Consider the following 25821-nt stretch of genomic DNA (forward strand, 5'->3'; position numbering starts at 1 on the left):
GCTTCCCCTTGCAGAGGCTGGCACCAAAAGAATAAAAAGGTGAGGGTATGGAGTTCTTCTGGGAACTGTCGCTGGACTGGACGGATCACTTCCAGCGCGATCTTTTCCGCTACCTGCTGGCGGCGACCGCCGTCAGCCTGTCTGTAAGCTGGCTGTTCCGCGGCTGGATGGATAGGCGTCGCATTCAGAATCGCCGCGCCGGCTGGAAGGACATCCGCCGTGAGATCAGCTTCTCCATGCTCACCCTGGGCGTCTTTGCCACTGTCGGCATCATTACCAGCATCCTGCGGGACTGGGGTCTGGTGCAACTCTACTGGCAGTGGAGCGACTATCCGCTGTGGTGGAACCTGCTCAGCCTGCCCGTCGTCATCCTGCTGCACGACGCCTACTTCTACTGGACCCACCGGGGCATGCACCACCCGAAGCTGTTCAAGCATTTCCACCGCGTACACCACCTGTCGCGCACGCCAACCCCATGGGCCGCCTACAGTTTTTCTATCGGCGAGGCCGCCCTGATGGCGGTCTTCTCGCCGCTGATCCTGATGCTGATGCCGCTGCACGTGCTCGTCTGGCTGGCATTTATCTTCGTCATGATCTTCCGCAACGCCATGCTGCATGCCGGCTGCGAGTTCCACCCACGGAGCTGGGTGGACGGGCCGCTGGACTTTATGACCACCACTACCCACCACGATCTGCACCACCAGCGCTTCCAGGGTAACTACGGTTTCTACTTCACCTGGTGGGATCGCTGGATGGGTACCGAATTCAAGAATTACAAAGAAGAGTTCCGCCGTGCGGTAGACGGAAAAGCCAACGGCAAGGGAGATTCAGAGAAGACGTCGCCGCAGATTGCGGCCTGAGAATTGCGGCTGATCGGCAGATGTCCGCATGCTCTTGCGCGGCCCCTTGGGCCGCGCTTTTTTATGCACCGCTTTCAGTGGCCATACTCTAGCGGCAGCCAGCGCGTTTCGCGATAACAGAAAATCCCCCAGACCAACAGCAATAGCTCCAGGGCGAGAAAGACACTATTGCGCCAGTCGACGCCACTGATCATCAGCATGCCGTAAAGCCGCCCGCAGGCGAACCCCAGATAGGCCAGTACCAGTGAGGCGTAGGCCACCCTGCGGTGCTGCCTGATCGACAGCGCTATCGCCAACGCCGCTGCAATTGCCAACATGAATCCGCCAAATGTCGCGAGGAACTCCGGCACCGCAGTCGGCGCCAGGAAGCCGAGATCGATTCCAGCGGCAAGCTGCTCCGGGCGCACGAATGCCGCGACACCGATGGCTGCGTAAATCAATAGATTGACGACCAGGTAGGTCTTTCCGAAATATTTCAATCGCCGCTCCTGTAGATAACCTGTCGCGAAATATTCTCTGCGGTCGCTCGCGCAACTGTCGCTGCGTTTAGGATAGCGGCCTATCACCGGACTGCGCTACCAACGGGGTTGTCAAGAAAGTGAGAACAGATCCCAGCCCGCCACTGCCAGTGGCAAGTCCAGTTTCGCCATCCATACTTAGCTGTCTAACGCTCTTCCGCCCGTCGGGGCCAGAAGTGATTGGCCTGTTTTTCGGCTACTAAAGTGCAGCCACTCTCCCAGCGAGTAGCAGCGCTCCACGAACAAAAAGCGGAAGAAATCAGGTGACCGCACACACATCATCTATTTCGCCCCGACGAACGCGCGCACCGAGAAAAGGAATTCAGCAATGAGCAATAAACTGTTAGGCGACCCGCTGGTACATTTCATGCTGATCGGAGGACTGCTGTTCGGTATCAACGCGCTATTCAGTGAGGAAAACGCGGCCCGCGACGAGATCGTCGTCAGCCAGAGCCAGATCGACCACCTGGCTGCGGTATTCGAGCGAGGCTGGCAGCGCCCGCCCAGCGAGGGGGAGCTGGACGGGCTGGTGGAAAACTTTATCCGCGAAGAGGTCCTCTATCGCGAGGCGCAGAAGCTGGGGCTGGATCAAAACGATACCGTGATCCGTCGCCGCCTGCGCATGAAAATGGAGTTTCTCGCCAGGGACCTGGTCAACGCTGTTGAACCTGGCGACACCGTACTGCAAACCTACTTTGGCGAGCACCGCGAAAGCTATCGGCAGCCGGCTCGATTGACCTTTCGCCAGCTCTATTTCGATAGCGGCGCACGCGCATCGGCCAGCGACGACGCCCGCAGCGCCCTGATTCAACTGAATAACGGCGCCGAAGCCGATGACTTCGGCGACAGCAACCTGCTGCGGGCCGAGTACACGGAGGAATCCGCCGGCCGCGTAGACCGACTGTTCGGCGAGGGTTTTGCCGCCCAGCTCGGCGAACTGCCAAGCGGCCGCTGGGCCGGCCCGCTTCAGTCGGCTTACGGCCTGCACCTGGTATATCTGGAGGCATACGAACCGCAGCGGCCGGCGGCGTTCGCACCGGTGCGCGCGCAGGTACTGCGCGACTGGCAGCTGGAGGAACAGAAAAACATTCTGCGGCGCCAGTATGAGGCCTACCGCGCCACCTACGATGTGCGCATCGAGGGCGAGCTGCGCGACGGAACCGGACAGGTGGCCCAGCAATGAAACGCCTGCTCACGTTACTGCCGGCACTGCTGCTTCTGCTACTTGCGCTACGGGCCGGCGCCCACGAGCTGCGCCCCGCCTACCTGCAGATAGAACAGCGCACAGGACAGGAGTTCGCGGTTTCCTGGCGCGTACCGGCACGCGGCGACCTGCGCCTGTCGCTGAACGTCCGCTTCGACCAGGGTGTCACGCCCCTCGGGCCGCCCGTCGGCCGCATCGCCAACGGTTACTACACCGAGACCTGGTCAATCCTCCACGAAAGCGATCTGGCGGGTGTCTCCGTCACCATTGACGGGCTCCAGAACACCATGACCGATGCGCTGGCACACATCCGCTGGCGCGATGGGCGTGAACAACTACAGCGCCTGCTGCCGGACAGACCGCAGTTTGTCGTTGACCGCAAAGCCAGCAGCGGCCAGATCGCGACCACTTATCTCGTGTTGGGTATCGAGCATATCCTGCTCGGCCTGGACCACCTGCTGTTCGTGCTGGCGCTGGTATTGCTGGTCCGCAGCTGGAAGCCGCTGGTCGCCACGATCACCGCCTTTACCCTGGCGCACAGTATTACGCTGGCCGCAGCCGTGCTGGGTTTCGTGTCAGTACCACAGGCACCGGTAGAGGCGGTCATCGCACTCAGTATCGTGTTTGTGGCCAGCGAAATTCTGCAGAGAAGGCGCGGCCGCGACTCATTGGCGATCAGGAAACCCTGGCTGGTGGCCTTCGGCTTTGGCCTGCTGCACGGGCTCGGTTTTGCCGGCGCTCTCACCGAAATCGGCGTGCCCCAGCACGCCATTCCACTGGCACTGGCGCTGTTCAATATCGGCGTGGAGGCCGGACAGCTGGCGTTTATCGCAGCGGTCGCGGCTGTGTTCGTATTGCTACAGAGGCTGCCGCCGGTGCAGCAGTGGCAGCTGCGGACTGGCCAATCGGTGGTGACCGTCGCCAGCTGGCCCCTGGCCTACCTGGTGGGAGGGCTGGCGGCCTGGTGGCTGCTCGACCGGACCCTGTCGATGTTGATTTAAATAGGCAAATAAAAAGGGGGCGCTTCGCACCCCCAGATTGCTGACAAAGTTATGCAGTCAAAATTTAAGGCAAAGTGCTAGGACGAGTGTTTCGAACCGTCGGCGACAGGACGTCGCCGCCGGAGCTTACAGGGATGTATTCACAGCGTTTCGAAATACTCGTCCTAGTGCTTGGCCGCCACCGCACCGGCTCAGAACGAAATGCGGGGTTTATCAACAGTCTGGGGGCGCTTCGCGTCCCTTTTTCTAATCAAATTCAACCGGTGAACTCAGCCGGCAAGAAATACCCGCCTCAGTCCTGAAACAGCAGCTCCAGCGGATAGCCGGTAAACGGCTTGGTCTTCTCGATCACCAGGTGGGAAGTCATGCGCGAGATAGCCGCGTCTTCATTGGCCAACAGCTGCTCGGATACGCGGTTAAAGTCGGCCGCGTCCGGGCAGACGAAACGCAGCATATAGTCGAACTCTCCGGACATCTTCACGCAGGACACAATCTGCGGAATATCGTTGATGGCGCGGCGGAAGCTTTCGCTGGTGCGGGCATCCTGGCGCTTGAGCGCCACGTTGACGTAGAACTCGGCGTGGCGCACCTTGTCCAGATTGACCTCGGCGAGAAACTCGCGAATATAGCGCTCGCTGGTCAAACGCTTTACCCGCGCCAGACAGGCGCTCTCGGACAATCCGATCTGTTCACTCAAATTCAGGTTGCTGATGCGCGCATTGGTCTGCAGCACCTGCAAAATACGCAAGTTGTGCCGGTCGATTTTCACACTCTTGATCTTCCGTAAGAGAGGGTTCTGTTGCCTGGAAAAGGGGCAAGGATAGCGGCAATCGCCGGCGGCCGAAACATCCGCACCCACAACCGCCCCTTCACATGGGTGAATTCACACCGGGTGAAGCCACACCGGGTGAAGCCATACCGGCAGAAGCCGGTATGGCGGTTGTAAGATTCTAGCGGAGGTCAGCTCGCCTGGCGGCTGCCGGCGGTAACGAAGCGCTCGATGCGGTCCAGCGCACGGGAAAGCTCGCCTTCATCGGCGGCCAGCGTCAGGCGTATGTGGTTGACCGCGCTGGGGCCGAAAGGAGCGCCGGGCAGGACGGAAACCCGCTCGGCATCCAGCAGCGCCTCGGCAAAGGCCTGGCCGCAATTCCCCTCTTTCGAGTGGGCCACCTGGGACACGTCCACCATGACGAACATGCCCGCTTCCGGTGAGTAGCAGCTGAGGCCGGGGATCCTGCCGATGCGCTCGACGATCAGGTCGCGGCGCTTCTCGTAGGCATCGCGCATCTGCTTGACGAAATAGGTATCGAACTCCAGCGCGAAGGCGGCCGCCTCCTGGATGAACTGCGGACAGCCGAAGATGGTGGCGCCGGCGAACTCGATCAGGCGATCGACCAGCGGCCCGCGGGCAACGGCCCAGCCCAGGCGCCAGCCGCTCATCGCGTGGGACTTGGACAGGCCGTCGATGACGACGATATTGTCCAGCTCTTTCGCCGCGGTACGCAGGGAGGTGTGGCGGCGCGCGAAGGTGATCATCGAGTACATCTCGTCGCACACCAGCCAGATATTGCGCTCGCGGCAATAGGCGGCCAGTTCGCGCAGCTGTTCCGGCGTCGCCATGGCGCCAGTCGGGTTGACCGGGGTGTTGATCATCACCACGCGCGTATCGTCGCCAATGGCGGCCTTGATGGCTTCTACGTCGAAGGCGAAATTGTTTTGCGCCGGGCAGGCCACGCGCTTCACGTTCAGGCGCAGGGAATCACAGATGGGGACATAGCCGATATACATCGGCTCGGGGATGACGATCTCCTCACCCGGGTTCAGCAGGCAGGACAGCACCGCATAAATCGCATTGGTACCGCCGGGGAACACCACCACGTCATCGGGGTTACAGGGATGCGGTGACACCTTGCTCTCGATGTCGGCGATGGCGCGGCGCAGCATGGCCTCGCCCGCCGCCGGCGAGTAGTGCGTGCGGCCGACGCCCAGGCGGGCGCGGGCAAAATCGAGAATCGGTTCCGGCGTGTCGAAATTAGGATCACCCACACACAGGAAGATAACGTCCTCCCCCTTGTCAGCCAGTTCGTGGGCGCGATCACTAACTGCCCACACGTCGGCGTCGGCACTGTCGAGGGCTTCACTCTGGAGACTGAATCGAGGCTTGAACTTCGTCACGGACATCACTTTGCGGTTGTTATTCATACTTCTAACTTAACAACCGCGCGAGTAATCGATGGCGCTATAGCGGGGCAAATTGCGCATTCCCCACCATTTTTTTTGCAATTACCGCAGAAAATTCTGTGACATTTTTATTGCAGGAAGAAGTGTGACCACCAGGCTGTTTTCGTTTCCATCCCGCTTTTCCCTAGCGGCGGAGGCTAAAAACGATAGTTCAGGTTCACACCGCCTACGGTATCTTCCGGACGCACCAGGATATTGCCGGACAGCTGCAGTTTCTCGGTGATATTGAGCCCCACCAGCGCGCCGACGCCATTCTGGAAGAACCCGGCGTTCTGGCTGTCGTAGGCCGCCAGGTAGGCGCTGTTGCCGGGGATGGACTTGACCCCGATGCCCACTTTGGCGACGTCGTCACCGCCGTTGTGCTCCAGCCAGACTTCGCCGAACCAGCGCCAGTCGGCTTTCTCCGGTCCGTTGTAAAAGAACCCGGCGCGCAATCTATAGTACTCGCGGTCCTGGTGGCGCACGGCCAGGCCCAGCGGATCCACCGCCACTCCCCGGATGCCGATATAGGTCGGCTGCCGCCGGGTGTCTTCCCGAAAGCTGTCCACATCGACCTGGGTCCAGGCCGCAGAGATAAAAGGCCCGGCCTGGCACGGCAGCGCGGGTGCGGTGTCGTAGCCGGCGCGGGCAAATAAACTGACGGCATCGCCATCGGTGTCCGCATCGATCCTGGTACTGAACGTACTGCCGAGGCGGATACGGCGATCGACATCGTAGTAATCTGTACCGCTGAAGGTTACGCCGCCGTCGACAAAAAACCGCTCGTTATCCCAGCGCGCGAGCCCGGACAGGTTGAAAGAGCGCGCCTTCAGTGACAAGTCTCGCGGCGTGTAATAACTGTTGCCGAAGGAAATGGCCAGCGCCCACTCAAAGCTGTCGGTGGCGGCAAAGCTCATGCCGAGCAGGCCATCCCAGCCCAGATCCTCCTCGCTGGGGGCAGGCCCCTGACCGAGTTCGGTCGTGGCCAGCGTGCCACCGAAAAACACCGTGGTAGTCGGGTCGCGGAAACGCTGGGCCACCAGGTGATGATCGATATTCGTCTGGTGCAGGCGCGTATTCTGGTACCCCAGATCCGGCAGCATCGCAAAACCTACCGGCGCACTCAGCACCGAAAAATAGTAATCACCCAGGGCTTTCTGCGCCGCCACTGTCGGGTGGATACCGTCATTGAAAATTAGCTGGTTGGCATTAGGCGCGCTGCCGGTTTCGCTGTAGATCGGATTCGGATTGGCACAGCCGCCGGCGGCGTAACAGGTGGCGGACTGATTGATGTTGGCGAAACCGAACCGCGCCGGCTGATCGAGCGCCAGCTGCAGGATGCCCGCGGTGTCCAATATCAGCACATTGCCGACACGATTCAGATCTATACGCAGCCGGTTGTTGAACTGCACCGTGCCGGCATTGGCTGCGTTGACTGCCGCGGCGCCAAGATCGTTTAACCGCGGCGTATCACCGATCCATGGCACATTGGAAACCACCACATAGCGCGCGCCCGCCCGGCGCAACTCGCTCGCGGCGGTAACGAGAAAATTGACTGAACGCCGCACACGTTCGGGCGAGAGGGTGCCGCCGACAACACCGGCAAGGATGTCGTTACCGCCACCGTTGAGATAGTAGAGCGTGTTTCTCGCGACACCGTTCTGCGGCAGGTAGCCCTGGCCGGTGGCGAAGGGCACCCCAGTGAGAGTGATATTGTTGTTTGGATCGTCCACCAGTGCCTGTAGTGCCGCCGGATTGCCGAAGGCCGCCACCGCCTCCGCCACTTCTGCCGGCGACAGGTAGGGGCTCTCTCCGGCGGCCGGGTCGCAGACCCCATCGCTGCCGCAGCGGCTGGAATCGGGGAGAATCGTCGTCAGCGGGTTGTGATCGGCCACAGTGGTATTCGGAAAGAGCTGGCGAAAACGCTGCGGTCCGACCAGGTCCAACAATACGTCTGCGGTGCGATTGCCGCCTACCGCCCAGTCGTTGCCGTTGGCCAGTACCGAGCCGGCGACCTGCTGAAACTGCTGTTCCGGCGTGCCCGGAGCCGGTGCGCAGGGAATGGCACCACCGAATGCCGGCCCCAGCCCCGAACAAGACGGTGTCAGCGGTGCCAGCCCGAGGTCCTGCGCGAGAAAGCTGACCGAAGGCTGCTTCGGTAAAATACCGTCGGGATCACTGCTGGTAAAAATGCCCGCATTGCCGGCGTCCGACAGGCTGTCGCCGAACACGACGATATTGCGATAGAGCAGCGTGCTGTCATCATCGGCAAGTGCGGTGACGGCAACAGCGAAAGCCGTTGCCGCGCAAATTGATTTGACGGTGAACCCCATTGCGCACTCCATTGCGTACTCGTCAGATCGCGATGGGGCAAGTATAGCCACGCAGCTTCTTACCACGCAGATCCTCACCACGTGGCTGCGAGAGACTGCTAGCGGCGATGATCCCGCTTCATTTCAAAGCGGCAAAAACTTCTATCGCGTGTTTGCGACTCTGCCCGACATCGCAGATGGGAGGCGGGTAGTTCTGCGACGGCGGCGGACAGTGAATCTCGTCATCGCCGAGTTCACGCAGCTCCGGCACGAAGTCGCGAATAAATTCACCGTGACGATCGAATTTTTTCGACTGACTGTAGGGATTGAACACGCGGAAATAGGGCGCGGCGTCAGTGCCGGTGGATGCGGCCCACTGCCAGCCGCCGTTGTTAGCGGCAAAGTCCGCGTCCAGCAGGTGCTGCATGAAATAACGCTCGCCCCAGCGCCAGTCGATGAGCAGGTTCTTGCTCAGGAAAGAAGCCACCACCATACGCAGGCGGTTGTGCATCCAGCCGGTCTGGTTCAACTGGCGCATGGCGGCATCCACGATCGGCACGCCGGTTTTCCCGTCGCACCAGTGCCGGAACTTGTCCTGATCGTAGGACCAGGGCACCTTATCGGTTTCCGGTTTAAACGGTTTGTGCTTGCTCAGCTGCGGAAACGCGACCAGCAGATGGGTGTAGAACTCTCGCCAGATCAGCTCGCTCAGCCAGCAGCTGATACCGTCACTGCCACCGGCCCACTGGCCGTTGTTCAGTGTCAGCGCCATATGCGCGCACTGGCGAATCGAAATGGCGCCGCAATTCAGGTAGGGAGACAGGCGCGAGGTGGCATCGATGGCTGGATAATCGCGCTCATCCTCGTAGCCGTCGATGTCCTCGCGAAATTCCCGCAGACGCTTGGCCGCGGCTTTTTCGCCCGGCTTCCAGCCCAGCAGTTCCCCTTTTTTTTCCGGCACCGCGTGGTAGCCCGGCAATTGCGCGGGAATAGTCTGCACCAGGTTGTGTTCGCCCCGCACTTCGATCCAGCTGGGCCAGTTGTCGTCTTCCTCCATTGTGCGCGGCTGAGGCAGGGGCGCAAAATCCGTGCCGCCACACTGCTCGATAAAGGTGTGCTTGAACGGGGTGAATACTTTGTAAGCGTCACCGCTGCCGGTTTTTACTGCGCCCGGGGGCAGCAGGGTGCGATCGGTACAGTACTCTATCGGCACATCGATTTTTTTCAGCGCCTCGCGCACGTCGCTGTCGCGACGCCGCTCATTGAGCGGATACTCGGCGTTGGCAAACAGCGCATCGATCTTCAGTTTCTGCGCAATCTGCACCATCGCGCGCGGCACCTGCGCGAACTTCTGCAATTCGAGGAAGTAGAGAGGGATATGGCGTTCGGCGAGGCTCTGCTGCAGCTCGCGCAGGCAGGCCAGCCGAAAGGACACCACCGGATCGCCTTCGTCGTGACTGCGCCAGGTCTGAGGACAAGCGATAAAGATTGCCGCCACCTGCGCGCAACTCCTGGCCGCGTGATAAAGCGCAGTATTGTCCTGTATCCGCAAGTCGTTACGCAGCCATACCAGTCCGCGCTGAAAAGCAAAACGACTGCTCATTGCAATTGCTCCCGCAATTCTCGCAGCGCCAGCGCTGTCTCCGCGGGCAGCCGCCGGCAGTGCCGCCGCTCGATCAGTTTGTCGTGATCGCGACGCTGCAGATTGACGAATCCGCCCGCGAGCCACAGCGGTGATTTCAGGCTGCGCAGCGCCCGCTCCAGGCCGGTACCGAGTACGGCCATTGGCAGCGCATTGTGGCTATAGCAGATAACGCCGTCCGCTTTGAGCTTGTCCTCGGCGAAGGCGAGCTCACCCAGCTCCGCATCGGGCCCCAGGTTGATCACCTCGAGACCGGCGGCGATCAACACCGCGCAGAACAGCAGCGCAAACGCCTGCTGATCAGCGCCGGAAAAACCAACCAGCAGCAGTTTGTGTGGCCTGGTGCCACCGCGACGCAGGTTCTTGCGGCTGGCGCTGACGATCAGCGTCAGCTGTTCGATCAGCAGCTGCCAGAAAAAAGCCTGGGTGACACTGCAGCCAAAACGCCCCTGGCTGCTGAGAACCTTGTGTAGCGGTACCAGCCATCGATCCAACAACAGCGGCAACGGGTAACTGGACAGCAGTTGCTCCAGTTGCCGTTGCAGTTGTGGTGCCGAGAAATTGTCGATGGCCGCTGCGGTTTCCTGCACCAAACGGCTCCAACTGTCCGCGGGCTCGCCATTCACCAGCGCTTCACTTGCGGCCACGCCTTTTTCGCGCCCGTCTTGCAGCAGTGGGCGCACCTGGCCAATCGCCACGCCGCGGGCCAGCCAGGTCAGGATTTCCTCGATTCGCTGTACGTCCAGCTCACTGTACAGACGGTGTCCCTTGCCGGTGCGCGCGGGCACCAACAGGCCGTAGCGGCGCTCCCAGGCGCGCAGGGTTACCGGATTGACGCCGGTGCGCTCGGCCACTTCGCGGATCGGCAGCAGTGTGTCCGGTTGCAGTTCTGTATTTGCCATCGACTCTGTCTCAGCGAAACTCACACAGCCCCATTTCCGCCGGCTCCGCGGCGAGCAGTACCTGGCTGTGAATAAAGTGGTGCGGGCTGCGGGGCAGGTAGTGCCGCAGCATGGTCAGTGCCGCGGACAGGGGTTTTAGCCCCAGGCGATAGTCTTCGATCAGCTGCGCCAGCTCACTTCTCTCCTCATTGCTTAGAAAGGCTTTCAGGTGGCCCTGAATGTGCATCAGCGCATTGGTTCGCTCCTTGCGACTGGCCGGGTGGGCGAGAATTTCCATGATCCTGCCGCGCACCTCATAGGCAAACTGCTGCGGTTCCATGGCGCGCGTATTGGCCGCGAATTGCCCCAGCTCGCGGGTCATCTGCTGGTGGTGCGCCATCAGCAGGTACTTGTAGGCGGTATAGAACTCGATCACCCGCGCGGGCCGCGGGTCCGGCGCCACATAGCGGTGCCAGGCATCGTAGGCGAAGACGCGGGTGAGGAAGTTTTCGCGGATGTCGCTGGCATTCAGTCGCCCCACTTCTTCCAGCGGCAGATGCGGAAAGCGCTCGCGCAGGCGCGCGGCAAAGAGGCCGGCTCCGTGCCCCAGGGCATCCGGACCGTCAGCCTTGAAATGCGGTGTGGTGCGCAATCCGCAACTGGGTGACTTCTGCATCAGGATAAAGCCGCGCAGGTGCTGCACTTCCGGTGCAATACGATCCGCGTATTCCTCTAATGCATCGGTAACATCCAGGGTTCCATCATCGCGACCCACCGCGCGCAGGCGGTCGCTCACTATCAGGTGAATCGGCGGCCGCGGCACGCCCAGACCGATCGCGACCTCCGGGCAATAGGGGTGCAATTCGAAGCATTGGGCCAGGAGCTGGGTACATACCTTGCTGTGCTTGTGGCCGCCGTTAAACCGCACCGGGTCGCCGACGGCACACTGGCTGATACCCACCGGAATCTTCTGTGTCCGCAGTTGGATGTTCATGAAAGTTGTACACGCACGCCAATTTGTACAACTTTTATAGCGTGGCACATCAACTTATACAATATTTTTTCCTGTACAACCTGGTGACCACAGGCCCCTGAGCCCCGCACCGCTTGCGCAAACAGGTGCCGCAGCTACAATGCCAAACCCTCCCGAGAGCTATGGTTTTGGCCCATGATTCCAGCACTGCGCGAAGTCGACGAGGTACAGGCGCTTTACCTTCAGTATCTACAGGCATTGTCTGACGCTGGTTTTCGCGGCGATATCAGCCCCAGTTATGCCAGCCGCACCGTGCTGGCCACCGACAACTCCATCTATCAGGTGCTGCCCCAGGCGGTGGTCTACCCCCGCGACGTGCGCGACCTGCAACTGCTGGCAGAGCTGGCCGACCGCGACGATTTCCACCAGATAGTGCTGTCACCACGCGGCGGCGGCACCGGCACCAACGGCCAGTCCCTGACCGACGGCCTGGTGGTGGATATCTCCCGCCACATGAACCGTATTCTCGAGATCAATGCGGAACAGCGCTGGGTGCGCGTGCAGGCGGGCGTGGTCAAAGACCAGTTGAACGCTGCCCTCAGGCCCCACGGCCTGTTCTTCGCGCCGGAACTCTCCACCAGCAACCGCGCCACCATCGGCGGCATGATCAATACCGATGCCTCCGGCCAGGGCTCCTGCGTCTACGGCAAGACCCGCGACCACGTGCTGGAACTCTCCACCGTATTGCTGGGGGGGGAACTGTGGCAGTCGGCGCCGATCGATGATGCGCAGCTGCACGAGATCAGTCGCCGCGACGGCCGTGTCGGCAAGGTCCACCGCACCTGTGACGATATCGCGCGGGACAAGGCCGGGCTGATCGAACAGAAATTCCCCAAACTGAACCGCTGCCTGACTGGCTACGACCTCGCCCACCTGCGCACGGCCACAGGCGACGACAGCAGCTTCAATCTGAACAGCGTGCTGTGCGGTTCCGAAGGCACCCTCGGCTTTATTGCCGAGGCCAAGCTGAACCTGCTGCCGATTCCGCAATGTGTGGCGCTGGTCAACCTGAAATACGACCAGTTCCAGGACGCGCTGCGCGACGCCAATGACCTGATGCGGGCCGGCCCCATGTCCATCGAGACCGTGGACAGCAAGGTTCTGCAGCTGGCGATGGAGGATATCGTCTGGCACAGCGTCAGCGAGTTCTTCCCGGCTGAACCTTCCACCGGAGTACAACAGCGCCCGGTCAAGGGCATCAACCTGGTGGAGTACACCGCCGAAACGGAGGAAGAGCTGGATCGGGCGCTGGAAAAATTCACCGATCATGTCAAGGCCGCGATCGGCCAGTCGGGCAAGAGCTTCGGCTATTCCATCGCCCGCGGCCACGCCGAGGTGAACCGTATCTGGGCCATGCGCAAGCGCGCGGTCGGTTTGCTCGGCAATGTACAGGGCGAGAAGCGCCCGATTCCGTTCGTCGAGGACACCGCGGTACCGCCGGAGAACCTGGCGGACTTTATCGCCGAATTCCGCGCCGTGCTCGATGAAGCCGGCCTCAGCTACGGCATGTTCGGCCACGTGGACGCCGGCGTACTGCACGTGCGCCCGGCCATCGACATGAAGGATCCCGAGCAGGCGGCACAGATACGGCCGATCACCGACAAGGTCGTCAAGCTGACGCAGAAATACAAGGGCCTGCTGTGGGGCGAACACGGCAAGGGCGTCAGGTCCGAGTATGCGCCGGAGTTCTTCGGCGAACTCTACCCGGAGCTGCAGAAGATCAAGGCCGCCTTCGATCCGCGCAACCAGCTGAACCCGGGCAAGATTGCCACCCCCAGTCGCGCCTCCGGCCTGCTGAAAATCGACGAGGTCACGACCCGCGGCGAACTGGACCGGCAAATCCCGGTGCAGGTCTGGGACGGTTACAGCGAGGGGGTGCACTGCAATGGCAACGGCGCCTGCTTCAACTGGAATCCGGACGACGCCATGTGCCCGTCCTACAAGGCCACCCGCGAGCGCATCCACTCGCCCAAGGGCCGCGCCTCGCTGATGCGCGAGTGGCTGCGGCTGCTGAGCCAGCGCGATGTGGATGCCGTGGAAGTCGCGCGCAAGGTGCGCGAACAGTCTTTCTTTGTGGGGCTGCCCGGGCGAATCAAGAACTCCCTGGCCCGGGCCCGCGGCGAATACGACTTCAACCACGAAGTGAACGAGGCCATGCAGGGCTGCCTCGGCTGCAAATCCTGTGTCGGCCAGTGCCCGGTGAAGGTGGATGTACCGGAGTTCCGCAGCAAGTTTCTCGAGCTCTATTACAGCCGCTACCTGCGGCCGCTGAAGGACTACTTCGTCGGCGGCCTGGAATTTCTGGTACCGCACCTGGCGAAATTGCCGCAGCTGTACAATTTCCCCTTGGGCCTCAAGCCGGTGCAATGGCTGCTGGAGCGCGGCCTGGGCCTGGCGGACAGCCCATTGATGGCGGAGAAAACCCTGCGCGAGACCATGGACGAGCTGGGCGTCCCTCTTGCCAGTTCTGCCAGGCTCGACGCACTCGGCCCGGCACAGCGCGACCGTGCGGTGATCATTGTCCAGGACGCTTTCACCAGTTACTTCGATGCCGGGGTGGTCAGCGACGTGTTGCGGCTGCTGAAACAGCTGGACTTTGTACCCCTGGTCGCTCCATTTCGCGCCAATGGCAAGCCACTGCACGTACACGGTTTCCTGCGCCAATTCCGCCGCGTGGCAGAAGTTAACAGCCAGATGCTGAACGAGTTGGCCGCAAGCGGTGTACCGCTGGTCGGCGTGGATCCCTCGATGACCCTGACCTACCGCGCCGAATACCGGAAACTGCTGGGCGAAGGTGCGCCCCAGGTTCAGCTGTTGCAGGAGTGGCTGGCGACACAGCGGCAGCACCTCGAACAACAGCGCCCACGGGTGCGCCCCGGGAGTTTCCGCCTGCTGCCGCACTGCAGTGAGCAGACCAACGCGACTGCCTCCCTGCGGGATTGGCAGAGTATCTTTGCCGCACTGGGCCTGGAACTGCAGACCGAGAGCCTCGGCTGCTGCGGTATGGCCGGTACCTACGGCCACGAGACCGCCAACAAAGAGACCTCCCGAGTGATCTTCCAGCAATCGTGGGCGCCGCGACTGTCGCAGAACGGCACCAGTGATGGAGACCAGCTGCTCGCCAGCGGCTATTCCTGCCGCTGCCAGAGCAAGCGCTTCGCGGGTGTGTCTTTGCGCCATCCATTGCAAGGAATGCTGGCGCAGTTGGAAAAATAAGGGTTTACTGACAGGTAGACCCCAGACAACGCGGAGCTGCCGCTCCGCAACGCAGGCAATGCCTGCAGGAATGGCCGATGTACCGACCCCTGACCAACTTGCTGCTCTGCGCAGCGCTGCTTGCTCCGGGCGCCACCTTGGCGCAGGCCGAGCCGCAGCAGTTGGTCGACCAGGCAGAGGAGTTCGCCATCGAAGGTGATTTCGATGCCGCCCTGCCTCTTTACGAAAAGGCAATCGCCGCCCTCGCCCCCCAACCTAAACAGCAACAAGCTCTGCGCTACCGCTACGGTATTGTGCTCAACGCCCTCGGCGCACATGCGCGCCCCGACCTCTACCCTCTGGCGCGGGCGCAATTCGAATCGGTACTCAGCTACCTGGACGGCGGCGCAAGCCTGGAACACTCAGCCGCGCGGGTGCGTTCGGCGCTGGCCCACACCTACCATCAGCAGGCTGGCAGCGAAGAGGATCCGATTCAGCGCGCGCACCTGCTGCGCACCGCATACCTCGTGTACAGCGGTGCAGCCCAAGACCTGGCCGATGAAAGGGAATGGCACAACCTCGCCATCACCTATTTCAACCTGGGCCAGGTATGTGAGTGGCAGGGCAACCTGGAAGAGGCCGTCGAGTGGCTGGAAAAGGCGGTATCGCTGGACCGGCAACACGGCTTCCCAGACCTCGAAGAGGATCGCAACTATTTACTGGCCCTGCGCGAGCAGATTAACCCCCCGGCCCGCGCCAGCACCACCGCGCTTTAGCCCGCCCGGGCAAAGCCTTCCCATGGGACAAACGTCCTACAGCTGCTGTAATTTTCGCCGTTTCAGGTGCACCTTTTCCTACTAAAGTCGGTATTTAGCGGCTAAACAGCACTTCTTGAACCACCAGTCACAAATAATTACAGAGAAATTTTTTACTTTTACGCATCGGGTCGGCAAGCAGGTTCTGGGTAAATTTTACTCAAAAGTTAGAATGACATCGCTGTCAGTGGTTTTTGGGCTGCTGAAACCAATTACCAACGCTGTCATCTGTTTTTCGGTTATCCGGTTACAGAAAATTCATTTGCAAGGATCACTTTTCAGAATCTTTTTATTTTTAGCCATATTGTTCTAGCCACGTGAATTAGGCAGCCAATACATACGGCTTCCTGGCGATTCGCGGGGAAAAGTTGATCAGGGGTTCGTTGCCGGTAATATAGCCCTCAGCTGATTAATTATTGGTCAGTTATTTCCAAAGACTCTTGGAAATTTCGCGAGCACATTTTGGCTTGCGACCATTTGACACCTGGAGGTATCGGGACATGGTGAAACAGACTCTGCGCAATTCAGTATTTATTATGATCGCTGTCCTTTCGGCAGCCGTGAGCCTGAATGCATCAGCCGCCATACAAAAGACAATGACCGTTCACGCAACCGCCTATAACTCAGTACCGGGTCAGACTGACGACGACCCCTGGGTAGCGGCCTGGAACAACCGTCTGCGTCCGGGTGACAAAGTGATCGCCGTTTCCCGCGACCTGGAGAAACACGGCCTGACCAACGGCGCCAAAGTACAGATCGAGGGTCTGCCCGGCACCTACACGGTACGCGACCGTATGAACAAGCGCTTTAAGAACCGCATCGATGTGTGGATGGAAAAAGACATCAAGAAAGCGCGCAAGTGGGGCAAGAAAACTCTGAAGATCAAATTCAAGCCGGTCAAGTAACCCGCTCCCGCAAAGATTAATCGCCCGGGTTATCCCGGGCCCCTAGAAAGCCCCGCCCTCCAGCGGGGCTTTTTTTATCGCGGCTCAACGCAAAATACTCCCGCAAATGTTCAGGGTTCCGTTTCCGCGGTGATTCCCGGCAACTCTTCGCACTTGGCGTTTTCGGTGTAAAAAATACTTGGCTGGCGGTTTTCGTTGAAGCGGTGCTCCAGACCATCATCACCAAAGACAATCAGGTATTCGGATTTGATCCAGGTGTTGCCGTCTCGGTATTCACTCAGCCACAAGAGGGAAGGCTGGCCCTCATAACACTGGCCGTAAAACATGCGTGTTTTTTCCACCAGCTGTTTGCTCTCATAATCGAGATATTGACCGGGGTAGGTGTAGCGGTCGCTACTACCCGGATCCCCTTCTTCGCCGCTCACCCCGTTGCCCGGCCGCGGGATCTTGTGGATATAGATAGATGTATTCTCATCGCAGTCCACGCAACTGCGCCCGGCGACGATGGCATAACCGTGTAACTCGGAAATCAGCTTAACTTCTTTCAGCGCAGTCTTGAGAACCTGGTGGTCGGATAGCTGGATGTTTTCCGCTACCGCAAAGGGGCAGGCAAGCAGGAGAAGTGGAAAACAGAGCGCTTTCATCGGGAAGGCAACCGCCGGCTTGATCGCGCCGCCGGAGACAATCGTTCCGTGCTTGTCTCGCGACGGTGCTGTGATTGGGTTGTGCTATCACACTGTCGCGATTCCCTTCATCTCTAACGATAGCAGCCACTCTCCCGGTGCGCTCGATCCAGGCCAAAACGGCATAACTGCCAGTAGCAAACCGATATTCAAGGGAATAAGAAGTCGGCACCGGTCAATGCACCGGTGCCGGGTGGCGTGGTGGAGGAGTCTGGCCGGTCACACTACCAGCTCTCGTCGGTCTCCTGGACCGGGCCGACGAAGGTCTCGATGCCCTCGTCACGCAGCGCGTCGAGCGCCTCTTCCAGGGCTTCTTCTTCCGTATCGAACGAGTCCTCCCACACCGTGGAATTATTGTTGTCATCGACAACTTCCAGCAGCCAGCCGCCCTCGCCATCCTCGTATATATCGATATGGACGGACACTTCGCCTTCGCGGTAGCTCTGACTCAATTCCGACGCTTTCGGTGCAAATTCTTCGTCCATGGGGAAATGCCTCGCTGTGGCTTCTGACTCGTAGGGGCCAGACTGTGACAACTTGTAGCCCACCGGTCAACTAGATAGTTGCTGGACCGGTTGGGCCGCCCGATCGACCCGCCGGGCATGCCCGACTGCCTGATAAATGTACGACAGTTGCCGCGGATTGCGATAAAATGCGCGGCGATTTTTTATGCCCCGGATTTACGTTCCGGCCCGCAAAGAGGAACTCTTGTGAACCAACCCATGAACCAGATCGTCGTCTGTGCGTTGTATAAATTCGTCACCCTGGAGGATTTCACCTCCCTGCGTGACCCCCTGCTGAATGTCATGTTGGAAAACAGCGTGCGCGGCACCCTGCTGCTGGCCCGGGAGGGCATCAACGGCACGGTTGCCGGCTCCCGCGAGGGCATCGACTCCCTGCTCTCTTATCTGACGTCAGATCCGCGCCTGGCGGAACTGGACTACAAGGAATCCTATACCGACCAACTGCCGTTCCTGCGCAGCAAGGTCAAGCTAAAGCGCGAGATCGTTACCATGGGGGTCGAGGGCATAGACCCGCGCCGCACGGTGGGCACCTACGTGCGGCCGGCGGACTGGAACGCGCTGATCAGCGACCCGGAAGTGGTCCTGATCGATACCCGCAACGATTACGAGTACCAGGTCGGCACCTTCAAGAATGCGGTGAATCCGAACACCACTAGTTTCCGCGAGTTTCCGCAGTACGTCAGCGACAACCTCGACCCGGCCAGGCACAAGAAAGTTGCGATGTTCTGTACCGGCGGTATCCGCTGTGAAAAATCCACCGCTTATCTGAAGGAACAGGGTTTTGAAGAGGTTTACCACCTGCAGGGTGGCATCCTCAAATATCTGGAGGAAGTGCCGAAAGAAGAAACCCTGTGGCAGGGCGAATGCTTTGTATTCGATGAGCGCGTGACCGTCGACCACGACCTGCAGCGCGGCAACTACGACCAATGCAATGCCTGTCGTATGCCGGTAACCGCTGAAGAAATGCAGTCACCGAAGTTCGAACAGGGTGTCAGTTGCCCCCGCTGTTTCGACCAGGTCTCCGAGACCGACCGCGCCCGTTTCCGCGAGCGGGAAAAACAGATTCAGCTGGCCAAAGCACGCGGTGAGGAACACCTCGGACAGGAAGCGCGGCAACTGACCGCTGCGCGCCGTCACCAGAAGCAGGAAGACCGCCGCCGTCAGGCGGAAGCGCAGGACGCCTAAGCGGTTACCGATAGTCGCGACGCCAGGGACGGCGACTCATCTTTCGTCTGCAGTAGCCAGGCTTCCGCTTCTGCCTCAATATCGAATTCCCGGGAGCTGTGCCCGCGCGATTTGGCCTCGCTGGCAACCATCAGCGAGGAATAGCGATTCCGGGAATACAATACGGCGATATGTGCCCTACCCAGCACAGGATGCTCGGCGAGGAAGCGGCCGAGCCGGCGCTGCTCTTCCGGCGCGATCACCGAGCGTGCGTAGCGCAGATCCACCAGCAGCCGCAACGGTGTGCGATGTTGGAATTTCTCCGCCACTATTCCGACAGCTTCCATACGTTCCGCCAGCCCGACGGTGCCGTAAAACAGTATCCGGGCGATGCCGACTTCGGGTCTATAAGTGATGTGAAAATTCATCGCTGCGAAGCACCTGCGCCTCATCATTGTTATTTTTAGTGAACCACTTCACATCTGTGGTGAGAACAGAATCACCAGTATAAATATCTCCCTTTCCGAGTACACCCGAATTTGCACGATTGTGAGCTGCGAAAAGCAAAATGACGCCTAATGGCAAGAATGAAGGCGGCGCAAGTCCCGGAAGAGAGGAAACCATCACCACCGCAGAGATGCAGTGGCTCATAGTCGAGAGGCTACTAGCGGGAATGGCAGGTCCACCTGGTCGCCGACCGTTGGCTGCACAACCACGCCAACGCTTCGGACTCCACCAGAAATGGCCTGATGCTGTCACTGCGCCCGGACATCCGCTGCGCCATCAGTGCCACCGGACTGCAACCGGTGCGATACAGTACCGCGATCCTGGCCCGCCGCAGGACCGGATGCCCCAGTACAAAGTCGACAAACTGGCGCTGCTCGGCCGATGTCATCGCAGTTTCCGCATAGCGGGTATCGACAAACAGGCGCAGCTGCCGCAGGTGACGGAACTTCGCCGCTACCTGACCGGCAGCCTGCAGGCGCTCGGCCAGCCCCACCCGGCCGATAAAATGAAGCCGGACAATACGCCCGGCCAGTTGGTAGCGGATTTGGAAATTTCGGGACATCCAGTTTTCCGTGTGAACTGCAATTTCACCACTCCCGAAAACCAGTGGCGCGAAAGTATTGCCCTGAATATATTAGGAACGATATCCCGCCAAAACCACTTCGTTAAAAAATTTATCCGTTTGTGAACCGATTCTCGAGTCCACTCAACTTATTTCGATTTCCGGTAACAGCTCGTCGCCGACACTGAGCCAGATCTGAGCGGCGGCGCGACGGGCAATGTCGCGGTAAAAACCGGCGATTTCCCCCTGCGGTTCCGCGGCGACACTGGGCAGGCCGCTGTCGGTCCCCTCGCGGATTGCCATTGCCAGCGGCAGCTGTCCCAGCAGGCGCGTGTCGTAATCGGCGGCGATACGCTCACCGCCGCCACTGCCGAAGATGGGCTCACTGTGTCCGCAATTGGTGCAGGTGTGCAGCGACATATTCTCGACGATGCCCAGTACCGGCACCGATACCTTGCGAAACATCTCCACGCCCTTGATCGCATCTTTCAGCGCGAGATCCTGGGGTGTCGTCACAATTACCGCGCCGGCGAGCGTAGTTTTTTGTGCCAGCGTCAGCTGAATGTCGCCGGTGCCCGGCGGCATGTCCACAACCAGATAATCCAGTTCTCCCCACAGCGTCTGCGTCAGTATCTGATTCAGCGCGCCGCTGGCCATGGGGCCGCGCCAAACCGCCGGTGTATCCTCGGTCATCAGGTAGCCGAGGGACATGGTCTGCAGCCCCTGCACCTCAACCGGGACGAAGAACTTCTGCTCCTTCACCTGAGGGCGCGCGCCCTCGGTACCGAGCATGGTGGGCAGGCTGGGGCCATAGATATCCGCATCCAGCAGGCCGACACGGGCACCCTCGGCGGCCAGCGCCAGGGCCAGGTTCACCGCGGTGGTGGACTTGCCCACGCCGCCCTTGCCGGAGGCCACCGCGACGATATTCTTTACGCCCTGCAGGGGTCCGGGTACATCGCCCGCCGGCGTGGCCGGTATATCGCTGAACAGCTCAAACTGCAGCTGGCTGCCGCCCAGGGGGCCGCCCTTCAGCAGCGGCAGGCAGGCCTCGTGCACTCGCGCGCTCCAGCTCTCTTCCTCGCTGGCGCAGGGGTAGCCCAGCGTGACGCCGACAAACACCGTGTCGCCCTCGAAGCCGACCTCGATCTCCGCATCCAGCTCGTCCAGCGGCAGGCTGGTAGCCGGGTCGTGCAGCTGGCCGAGGCACTCCGCCAGGCGCTCCAGTTCCGTCTGCACCTCTTCCGGCAGGTCTTGGTGGTCGTGGTCGTGCTGGTGATCGCTCACTGTGTTTCCCTCGCGGTGAATACTCGATGGGCGGCATTGTGTCGGATAGGCCCCGCCAGCGCCAGCGCGTCCCACCGGCACCACTTCTCCGGGTGCCGCCACAGGCCCATTTCTGCTATATTCCGCGGTCTTTTGACGATGTCCGGCCGCTTATCTGCGAGCCCTGGCCACAACCCCTCAGCCGATGGAAGAACCGATGTCAGAAACGCGCCCCGCCCCGAGAAAAATCCTCGTTACCAGCGCACTCCCCTATGCCAATGGCTCCCTGCACCTGGGCCATGTGCTCGAATATATCCAGACCGACATCTGGGCGCGTTTCCAGCGCGCGCGCGGCCACGACTGCCTGTATATGTGCGCCGACGATGCCCACGGCACCGCCATCATGCTGAAGGCCGAACAGCTGGGGCTGACCCCGGAACAGCACATCGCCAAGATGCAGGCCGAACACGAGCGCGACTTCGCCGACTTCCTGATCGGTGTCGACAACTACCACTCCACCCACTCGGCGGAGAACCGCGAGCTGTCCGCGATGATCTACCAGCGCCTGAGCGAAAACGGCCATATCGCCTCGCGTACCATTACCCAGGCGTTCGATCCGGAGAAGCAGCTGTTCCTCGCCGACCGCTACATCAAGGGTACCTGCCCGCGCTGTAGCACGCCCGACCAGTATGGCGATAACTGCGAGGCCTGTGGCGCCACCTACAGCCCCACCGAACTGATCGACCCGGTCTCCGCCATTTCCGGCGCGACCCCGGTAGAGAAGGAGTCCGAGCACTTCTTCTTTACCCTGCCGGCCTTTACCGACTTCCTGAAAGACTGGACCCGTTCCGGCACCCTGCAGGACGAAGTGGCGAACAAACTGGCGGAGTGGCTGGAGGAAGGCCTGCAGGAGTGGGACATCTCCCGCGACGCGCCCTACTTCGGCTTCGAGATCCCGGACGCACCGGGTAAATACTTCTACGTATGGCTGGACGCGCCGATCGGCTATATGGCCAGCCTGAAAAATTACTGTGACCAGAACGGACTCGACTGGCAGGAGTACTGGAAGAAGGACAGCGACGCCGAGGTGTATCACTTTATCGGCAAGGATATCGTCAACTTCCACGCCCTGTTCTGGCCGGCGATGCTGGACTCCGCGGATTTCCGCACGCCGACCAAGGTGTGCGTGCACGGCTTCCTGACCGTGAATGGCAAGAAGATGTCCAAGTCCCGCGGCACCTTCATCAACGCGCGCAATTACCTGGACCACCTGAACCCGGAATACCTGCGCTACTACTTCGCCGCCAAGCTGACCGCCGGCGTCGACGACCTGGACCTGAACCTCGACGACTTTATCGCCAAGGTGAATTCGGACCTGGTGGGCAAGGTCGTCAATATCGCCTCGCGCACCGCCAAGTTCGTCAGCAAGTCCGGCGGCGAACTGGCCGCAGAACTGGCGGATGAGAAACTGTGGAACCAGTTTGTCGAAGCTGCGCCGCGCATCGCCGATTACTACGAAAACCGCGAATACGCCCGCGCCATGCGCGACATCATGGCGCTGGCGGATGCCGCCAATGCCTGGATCGCCGACAAGGCCCCCTGGTCGCTGGCCAAGGAGGAAGGCAAAGAGGCTGAAGTACTGGCCATCTGCTCCCAGGGCGTCAACATGTTCCGCGCCCTGATGACCTGGCTGGCACCGGTGCTGCCGAATACCGCGGCGAAAGCGGCAGAGTTCCTGAACTGCGAACTCGACTGGCACGCCGCAACCACCCCGCTGGCCGGCCACGCGATCAGCAAATTCAATCCACTGCTGCAGCGCGTGGAAAAAACCCAGGTGGACGCCGTTATGGAAGCCGCCAAGGAGTCCCTGGCGCAGCTGCAGGCGGAAACCAAACCGGCCGGCACCACGGGCGCCGTGGACAAGGGCCCGCTGGAAGACGAGCCGATCGCCCCGCAGATCGAATTCGACGATTTCGCCAAGGTGGATCTGCGCATCGCCCTGATCGCCAAGGCGGAACACGTGGAGGGCGCCGGCAAGCTGCTGAAGCTGACCCTGGACCTCGGCGGCGAGACACGCCAGGTGTTCGCCGGCATCAAGAGCGCCTACAAGCCGGAAGACCTGGAAGGCAAGCACACCGTCATGGTGGCCAACCTGGCGCCGCGCAAGATGCGCTTCGGTGTCAGCGAGGGCATGGTCCTGGCTGCCGGCCCCGGCGGCAAGGACCTGTGGATCCTCGAACCCCACGTCGGCGCCAAGCCGGGTATGCGCGTGATGTGATCGCGAGCAGCAGCAACTATCGTAAGGGCGAACTAATGGTTCGCCCTTTTGCCATCGACAAGGACTGAATCATGCGCGGCGTTTTCCTCGATACCCTGACCATGAAGCTGGACGAGCTGGACACCTCGGCCCTGGAGAAATCCCTGGACCACTGGGATTTTTACGAAACCACCGCGCCAGAGGAAACGGCCGCGCGCATTAAGAGTGCGGATGTGGTCATCACCAACAAGGTGGTACTGGACCGCGCGATTATTGAAAAATCTCCCCAGCTGAAACTCATCTGCGTTTGTGCCACCGGCACCAACAATATCGACATGGATGCGGCGCGGGAGAGCAAAATCCCGGTGCGCAACGTACAGGGCTACGCCGGCGCATCGGTGCCACAGCATGCACTGACGCTGATCCTCGCCCTGGCCACTCGCTGGCACGATTACCACACCGATGTCCGATCCGGCCATTGGACTCGTTCCCCCATCTTCTGCCTGCTGGAGCACCCGGTGATGGAACTGGCCGGCAAGAACCTCGGCATTATCGGCTATGGCGATTTGGGCCGCAAAGTTGCAGACCTCGGCCGAGCACTGGGAATGAATATTCTGGTGGCCGAATCGTTTGTCGGGCAACAGCAACAGGACCGGGTGCCGCTGCAGCAATTGTTGGCAGAATCCGATGTAATCAGCTTGCACTGCCCGCTGAGCGAACACACGGAGAAACTGGTCGACAAAGCTTTTCTCGCTGCAATGAAACCCGGCGCGCTGCTGATCAATACCGCCCGCGGTGGCCTGGTGGATGAAACGGCGCTCGCCGACGCGTTGCGCAGTGGTCACCTCGGCGGCGCAGCGCTCGATGTACTGAGCGTGGAGCCGCCACCCGCGGACCACCCGCTGCTGGCCGATGATATCCCCAACCTGATCATCACGCCGCACAACGCCTGGATCAGCCGCGAGAGCCGCCAGCGATTACTGGATGGCGTGGTGAAAAACATCCGGGAGTGGCGCTCGGCAGAGTGAACCGATAACGCAGTCGTTTGCATTTTTCCCGCTGTTCTAGTTGCGCTACCGGACAGGAAAAGCTATCCAGTGCAGTGGATTCAGAACAGCCCCGCCTGACTGTTTCTGTACGAATCTCTGGCCCGCCACAGGCAGCAACCGATTTCGCGCGGCGACTGCCGGAGCAACTGCACCGCCTCGAATATGCTGTAACTAATTCACCGGCCACCTTGCTCAAAGGGATAGCATGAGTCACCTCGGCTGGGCGCTCGCGATTGCCCCACTCGCATACATACTGGTCCGCGTCCGGCAATAAAACTGGGTGGAGACGGTGACCACAGTTTTCCGCGCACATCGCTATCAGATGTCCGGCATTCCAGTACCGGCCAGTCGGTGACCCACAAGTCTGCAAAATCTGACTTGAATCGTGGTGATCGACCGCCGCGACTATACGATATGGGGACAATCCAATCGCTTGTAAGGAGAGTCTTATGGCGACCGCAAAATCTCCCTATGGCAATAGCCAGGAAAAGTTGAAACAGGCCTACCACCTAGCCGGTGAGGCTGCGCACGATGCGGCAGACAATCTTAAAGCGCGTGCAAAAACTTCCGTGGAGACAAACAAGAAGCGCGCGACTGATATGGCCGAAAGAGCGGAATCCTCAATTCGACAGCATCCTGTCCTGAGTGTTAGCTGCGCCTTCGCGGTTGGTTGGGTGATCGCAAAACTGTTGAAGTAGCAACGATCAGTCAATGGCTGTGGGGAGCCTGATCAATGGCAAACGCAAGAAAGCCCGAACATTCAGACGAGACACCGGAACCGGCTGCGCAATCGCGCAGCCGGGACCAATTCAGCTCGCCACCTGAAGATGGAGATGACTCGGAACCCAGTGCGCTGGCACGCGCCGATGCCACGCTGACCCTGCTTTCCGCCTGGCTCACAAACTTCCAGGCACTGATGCGACTGGAATTCAGCCGCACGATTGCGGCCAGCAAGCGGATCATCGCCTTAAACCTGCTGCTGTTGCCTCTGGCGGTGACATTCGTGCTGAGCCTATGTGGCGGTGTCGGCCTGATCGGCTATCGGCTGTCGCAATCTGTCTATATTGGATTTTTCGTCTTTATTCTGACACAGCTTGCAGTTCTGGCGGCGATTCTCCTCTACCAGAGAAAGTTGAGCTCGATGCTGGGCTTCGACGAAACCAAACGACAGGCGCACCAGGCAAAAGAGGCATTGAGTGATGTCTTTGAGAGCTTTAAATAAA

Annotated in this window: 24 protein-coding genes; 11 read left to right on the forward strand and 13 right to left on the reverse strand. The window is 60.4% G+C overall.

Annotation, left to right across the window (positions count from 1 at the left end; genetic code table 11):
• Positions 1-47: 47 nt before the first annotated feature.
• Complete coding sequence (locus tag BUC36_RS11645; protein ID WP_084535944.1) at positions 48-860, forward strand: sterol desaturase family protein; 813 nt, start codon at positions 48-50, stop codon at positions 858-860.
• Between the two features lie 74 nt (positions 861-934).
• On the opposite strand, the gene BUC36_RS11650 is transcribed toward BUC36_RS11645, so the two are convergent.
• Positions 935-1339: a DUF4345 family protein gene (locus BUC36_RS11650; RefSeq protein WP_073275295.1), complete on the reverse strand. Its 405-nt coding sequence runs from the start codon at positions 1337-1339 to the stop codon at positions 935-937.
• Positions 1340-1706: 367 nt separating this feature from the next.
• On the opposite strand from BUC36_RS11650, the gene BUC36_RS11655 reads away from it, so the two are divergent.
• Complete coding sequence (locus BUC36_RS11655) at positions 1707-2561, forward strand: peptidyl-prolyl cis-trans isomerase (RefSeq protein ID WP_073275297.1); 855 nt, start codon at positions 1707-1709, stop codon at positions 2559-2561.
• Complete coding sequence (locus BUC36_RS11660) at positions 2558-3583, forward strand: HupE/UreJ family protein (protein WP_073275299.1); 1026 nt, start codon at positions 2558-2560, stop codon at positions 3581-3583. The genes BUC36_RS11655 and BUC36_RS11660 overlap by 4 nt, the downstream gene beginning before the upstream one ends.
• A 292-nt stretch (positions 3584-3875) precedes the next feature.
• Here the strand turns inward: BUC36_RS11660 and BUC36_RS11665 are convergent, their stop codons facing one another.
• The 6 genes from BUC36_RS11665 to BUC36_RS11690 form a co-directional block, all read right to left on the reverse strand.
• Complete coding sequence (locus BUC36_RS11665; RefSeq protein WP_073275301.1) at positions 3876-4352, reverse strand: Lrp/AsnC family transcriptional regulator; 477 nt, start codon at positions 4350-4352, stop codon at positions 3876-3878.
• Between the two features lie 191 nt (positions 4353-4543).
• Positions 4544-5785: a pyridoxal phosphate-dependent aminotransferase gene (locus BUC36_RS11670; RefSeq protein WP_234994973.1), complete on the reverse strand. Its 1242-nt coding sequence runs from the start codon at positions 5783-5785 to the stop codon at positions 4544-4546.
• Positions 5786-5961: 176 nt separating this feature from the next.
• Positions 5962-8136, reverse strand: a complete 2175-nt coding sequence (locus BUC36_RS11675) for an autotransporter outer membrane beta-barrel domain-containing protein (protein WP_073275302.1) — start codon at positions 8134-8136, stop codon at positions 5962-5964.
• Between the two features lie 118 nt (positions 8137-8254).
• Positions 8255-9718, reverse strand: a complete 1464-nt coding sequence (gene phrB / locus BUC36_RS11680; RefSeq protein WP_073275304.1) for a deoxyribodipyrimidine photo-lyase — start codon at positions 9716-9718, stop codon at positions 8255-8257.
• Positions 9715-10659, reverse strand: coding sequence for a MerR family transcriptional regulator (locus tag BUC36_RS19360; RefSeq protein WP_073275306.1), 945 nt, complete (start codon positions 10657-10659; stop codon positions 9715-9717). The genes phrB and BUC36_RS19360 overlap by 4 nt, the downstream gene beginning before the upstream one ends.
• Positions 10660-10669: 10 nt before the next feature.
• Complete coding sequence (locus tag BUC36_RS11690; protein ID WP_073275308.1) at positions 10670-11632, reverse strand: YbgA family protein; 963 nt, start codon at positions 11630-11632, stop codon at positions 10670-10672.
• Positions 11633-11806: 174 nt separating this feature from the next.
• Here BUC36_RS11690 and ydiJ point away from each other — a divergent pair, with 174 nt between their 5' ends.
• The 3 genes from ydiJ (at position 11807) to BUC36_RS11705 (ending at position 16586) form a co-directional block, all read left to right on the forward strand.
• Positions 11807-14887 (forward strand): D-2-hydroxyglutarate dehydrogenase YdiJ, encoded by a 3081-nt coding sequence (ydiJ, locus tag BUC36_RS11695; RefSeq protein ID WP_073275310.1) that lies wholly within the window; start codon positions 11807-11809, stop codon positions 14885-14887.
• Positions 14888-14964: 77 nt separating this feature from the next.
• Positions 14965-15642 (forward strand): tetratricopeptide repeat protein, encoded by a 678-nt coding sequence (locus tag BUC36_RS11700; RefSeq protein ID WP_073275312.1) that lies wholly within the window; start codon positions 14965-14967, stop codon positions 15640-15642.
• A gap of 635 nt (positions 15643-16277) precedes the next feature.
• Positions 16278-16586: a 3D domain-containing protein gene (locus BUC36_RS11705; protein WP_234994974.1), complete on the forward strand. Its 309-nt coding sequence runs from the start codon at positions 16278-16280 to the stop codon at positions 16584-16586.
• 110 nt (positions 16587-16696) lie between these two features.
• Here the strand turns inward: BUC36_RS11705 and BUC36_RS11710 are convergent, their stop codons facing one another.
• Together BUC36_RS11710 and BUC36_RS11715 are read right to left on the reverse strand one after the other, a co-directional pair.
• Complete coding sequence (locus tag BUC36_RS11710; protein ID WP_073275316.1) at positions 16697-17230, reverse strand: hypothetical protein; 534 nt, start codon at positions 17228-17230, stop codon at positions 16697-16699.
• A gap of 263 nt (positions 17231-17493) precedes the next feature.
• The gene (locus tag BUC36_RS11715; protein ID WP_073275317.1) at positions 17494-17754 is read right to left on the reverse strand and encodes a baseplate wedge protein 53; all 261 of its coding nucleotides are present in this window, start codon (positions 17752-17754) and stop codon (positions 17494-17496) included.
• 237 nt (positions 17755-17991) lie between these two features.
• Here BUC36_RS11715 and trhO point away from each other — a divergent pair, with 237 nt between their 5' ends.
• Positions 17992-18978, forward strand: a complete 987-nt coding sequence (gene trhO, locus BUC36_RS11720) for an oxygen-dependent tRNA uridine(34) hydroxylase TrhO (RefSeq protein ID WP_073275319.1) — start codon at positions 17992-17994, stop codon at positions 18976-18978.
• Here trhO and BUC36_RS11725 read toward each other — a convergent pair.
• The 4 genes from BUC36_RS11725 to apbC form a co-directional block, all read right to left on the reverse strand.
• Entirely contained in the window at positions 18975-19385 is a 411-nt protein-coding gene (locus tag BUC36_RS11725) for a hypothetical protein (RefSeq protein ID WP_073275321.1), read from the reverse strand. The two genes, trhO and BUC36_RS11725, sit on opposite strands and share 4 nt — an antisense overlap.
• Positions 19363-19608 (reverse strand): hypothetical protein, encoded by a 246-nt coding sequence (locus BUC36_RS18805; protein WP_143186965.1) that lies wholly within the window; start codon positions 19606-19608, stop codon positions 19363-19365. Before BUC36_RS18805 ends, BUC36_RS11725 begins: the two co-directional genes overlap by 23 nt.
• Before the next feature lie 13 nt (positions 19609-19621).
• Positions 19622-20026 carry a hypothetical protein gene (locus tag BUC36_RS18810; protein WP_143186966.1) on the reverse strand — a complete coding sequence of 135 codons (405 nt, stop codon included), beginning with the start codon at positions 20024-20026 and terminating at the stop codon, positions 19622-19624.
• Positions 20027-20170: 144 nt separating this feature from the next.
• The gene (gene apbC, locus BUC36_RS11735; protein WP_073275325.1) at positions 20171-21313 is read right to left on the reverse strand and encodes an iron-sulfur cluster carrier protein ApbC; all 1143 of its coding nucleotides are present in this window, start codon (positions 21311-21313) and stop codon (positions 20171-20173) included.
• A gap of 196 nt (positions 21314-21509) precedes the next feature.
• Here apbC and metG point away from each other — a divergent pair, with 196 nt between their 5' ends.
• The 4 genes from metG (at position 21510) to BUC36_RS11755 (ending at position 25820) form a co-directional block, all read left to right on the forward strand.
• Positions 21510-23570, forward strand: a complete 2061-nt coding sequence (metG, locus tag BUC36_RS11740; RefSeq protein ID WP_073275327.1) for a methionine--tRNA ligase — start codon at positions 21510-21512, stop codon at positions 23568-23570.
• A gap of 71 nt (positions 23571-23641) precedes the next feature.
• Complete coding sequence (locus BUC36_RS11745) at positions 23642-24577, forward strand: D-2-hydroxyacid dehydrogenase (protein ID WP_073275329.1); 936 nt, start codon at positions 23642-23644, stop codon at positions 24575-24577.
• Positions 24578-25047: 470 nt separating this feature from the next.
• Complete coding sequence (locus BUC36_RS11750; protein ID WP_073275331.1) at positions 25048-25296, forward strand: hypothetical protein; 249 nt, start codon at positions 25048-25050, stop codon at positions 25294-25296.
• Positions 25297-25331: 35 nt separating this feature from the next.
• Positions 25332-25820, forward strand: a complete 489-nt coding sequence (locus tag BUC36_RS11755) for a hypothetical protein (protein ID WP_073275333.1) — start codon at positions 25332-25334, stop codon at positions 25818-25820.
• Position 25821 lies beyond the last annotated feature (1 nt).

Source organism: Microbulbifer donghaiensis, from assembly GCF_900129095.1.
In the GTDB taxonomy this organism is placed as follows: Bacteria; Pseudomonadota; Gammaproteobacteria; order Pseudomonadales; family Cellvibrionaceae; genus Microbulbifer; species Microbulbifer donghaiensis.

Bases quoted from the DNA above. Each gene is read 5' to 3' on its own strand.
- BUC36_RS11645 (WP_084535944.1), top strand. From the start codon at position 48: ATGGAGTTCTTCTGGGAACTGTCGCTGGACTGGACGGATCACTTCCAG.
- BUC36_RS11655 (WP_073275297.1), top strand. From the start codon at position 1,707: ATGAGCAATAAACTGTTAGGCGACCCGCTGGTACATTTCATGCTGATC.
- BUC36_RS11660 (WP_073275299.1), top strand. From the start codon at position 2,558: ATGAAACGCCTGCTCACGTTACTGCCGGCACTGCTGCTTCTGCTACTT.
- BUC36_RS11670 (WP_234994973.1), bottom strand. From the start codon at position 5,785: ATGAATAACAACCGCAAAGTGATGTCCGTGACGAAGTTCAAGCCTCGA.
- BUC36_RS11675 (WP_073275302.1), bottom strand. From the start codon at position 8,136: ATGGGGTTCACCGTCAAATCAATTTGCGCGGCAACGGCTTTCGCTGTT.
- phrB (WP_073275304.1), bottom strand. From the start codon at position 9,718: ATGAGCAGTCGTTTTGCTTTTCAGCGCGGACTGGTATGGCTGCGTAAC.
- BUC36_RS19360 (WP_073275306.1), bottom strand. From the start codon at position 10,659: ATGGCAAATACAGAACTGCAACCGGACACACTGCTGCCGATCCGCGAA.
- BUC36_RS11690 (WP_073275308.1), bottom strand. From the start codon at position 11,632: ATGAACATCCAACTGCGGACACAGAAGATTCCGGTGGGTATCAGCCAG.
- ydiJ (WP_073275310.1), top strand. From the start codon at position 11,807: ATGATTCCAGCACTGCGCGAAGTCGACGAGGTACAGGCGCTTTACCTT.
- BUC36_RS11700 (WP_073275312.1), top strand. From the start codon at position 14,965: ATGTACCGACCCCTGACCAACTTGCTGCTCTGCGCAGCGCTGCTTGCT.
- BUC36_RS11705 (WP_234994974.1), top strand. From the start codon at position 16,278: ATGACCGTTCACGCAACCGCCTATAACTCAGTACCGGGTCAGACTGAC.
- BUC36_RS11710 (WP_073275316.1), bottom strand. From the start codon at position 17,230: ATGAAAGCGCTCTGTTTTCCACTTCTCCTGCTTGCCTGCCCCTTTGCG.
- BUC36_RS11715 (WP_073275317.1), bottom strand. From the start codon at position 17,754: ATGGACGAAGAATTTGCACCGAAAGCGTCGGAATTGAGTCAGAGCTAC.
- trhO (WP_073275319.1), top strand. From the start codon at position 17,992: ATGAACCAGATCGTCGTCTGTGCGTTGTATAAATTCGTCACCCTGGAG.
- BUC36_RS11725 (WP_073275321.1), bottom strand. From the start codon at position 19,385: ATGAATTTTCACATCACTTATAGACCCGAAGTCGGCATCGCCCGGATA.
- BUC36_RS18805 (WP_143186965.1), bottom strand. From the start codon at position 19,608: ATGAGCCACTGCATCTCTGCGGTGGTGATGGTTTCCTCTCTTCCGGGA.
- BUC36_RS18810 (WP_143186966.1), bottom strand. From the start codon at position 20,026: ATGTCCCGAAATTTCCAAATCCGCTACCAACTGGCCGGGCGTATTGTC.
- metG (WP_073275327.1), top strand. From the start codon at position 21,510: ATGTCAGAAACGCGCCCCGCCCCGAGAAAAATCCTCGTTACCAGCGCA.
- BUC36_RS11745 (WP_073275329.1), top strand. From the start codon at position 23,642: ATGCGCGGCGTTTTCCTCGATACCCTGACCATGAAGCTGGACGAGCTG.
- BUC36_RS11750 (WP_073275331.1), top strand. From the start codon at position 25,048: ATGGCGACCGCAAAATCTCCCTATGGCAATAGCCAGGAAAAGTTGAAA.
- BUC36_RS11755 (WP_073275333.1), top strand. From the start codon at position 25,332: ATGGCAAACGCAAGAAAGCCCGAACATTCAGACGAGACACCGGAACCG.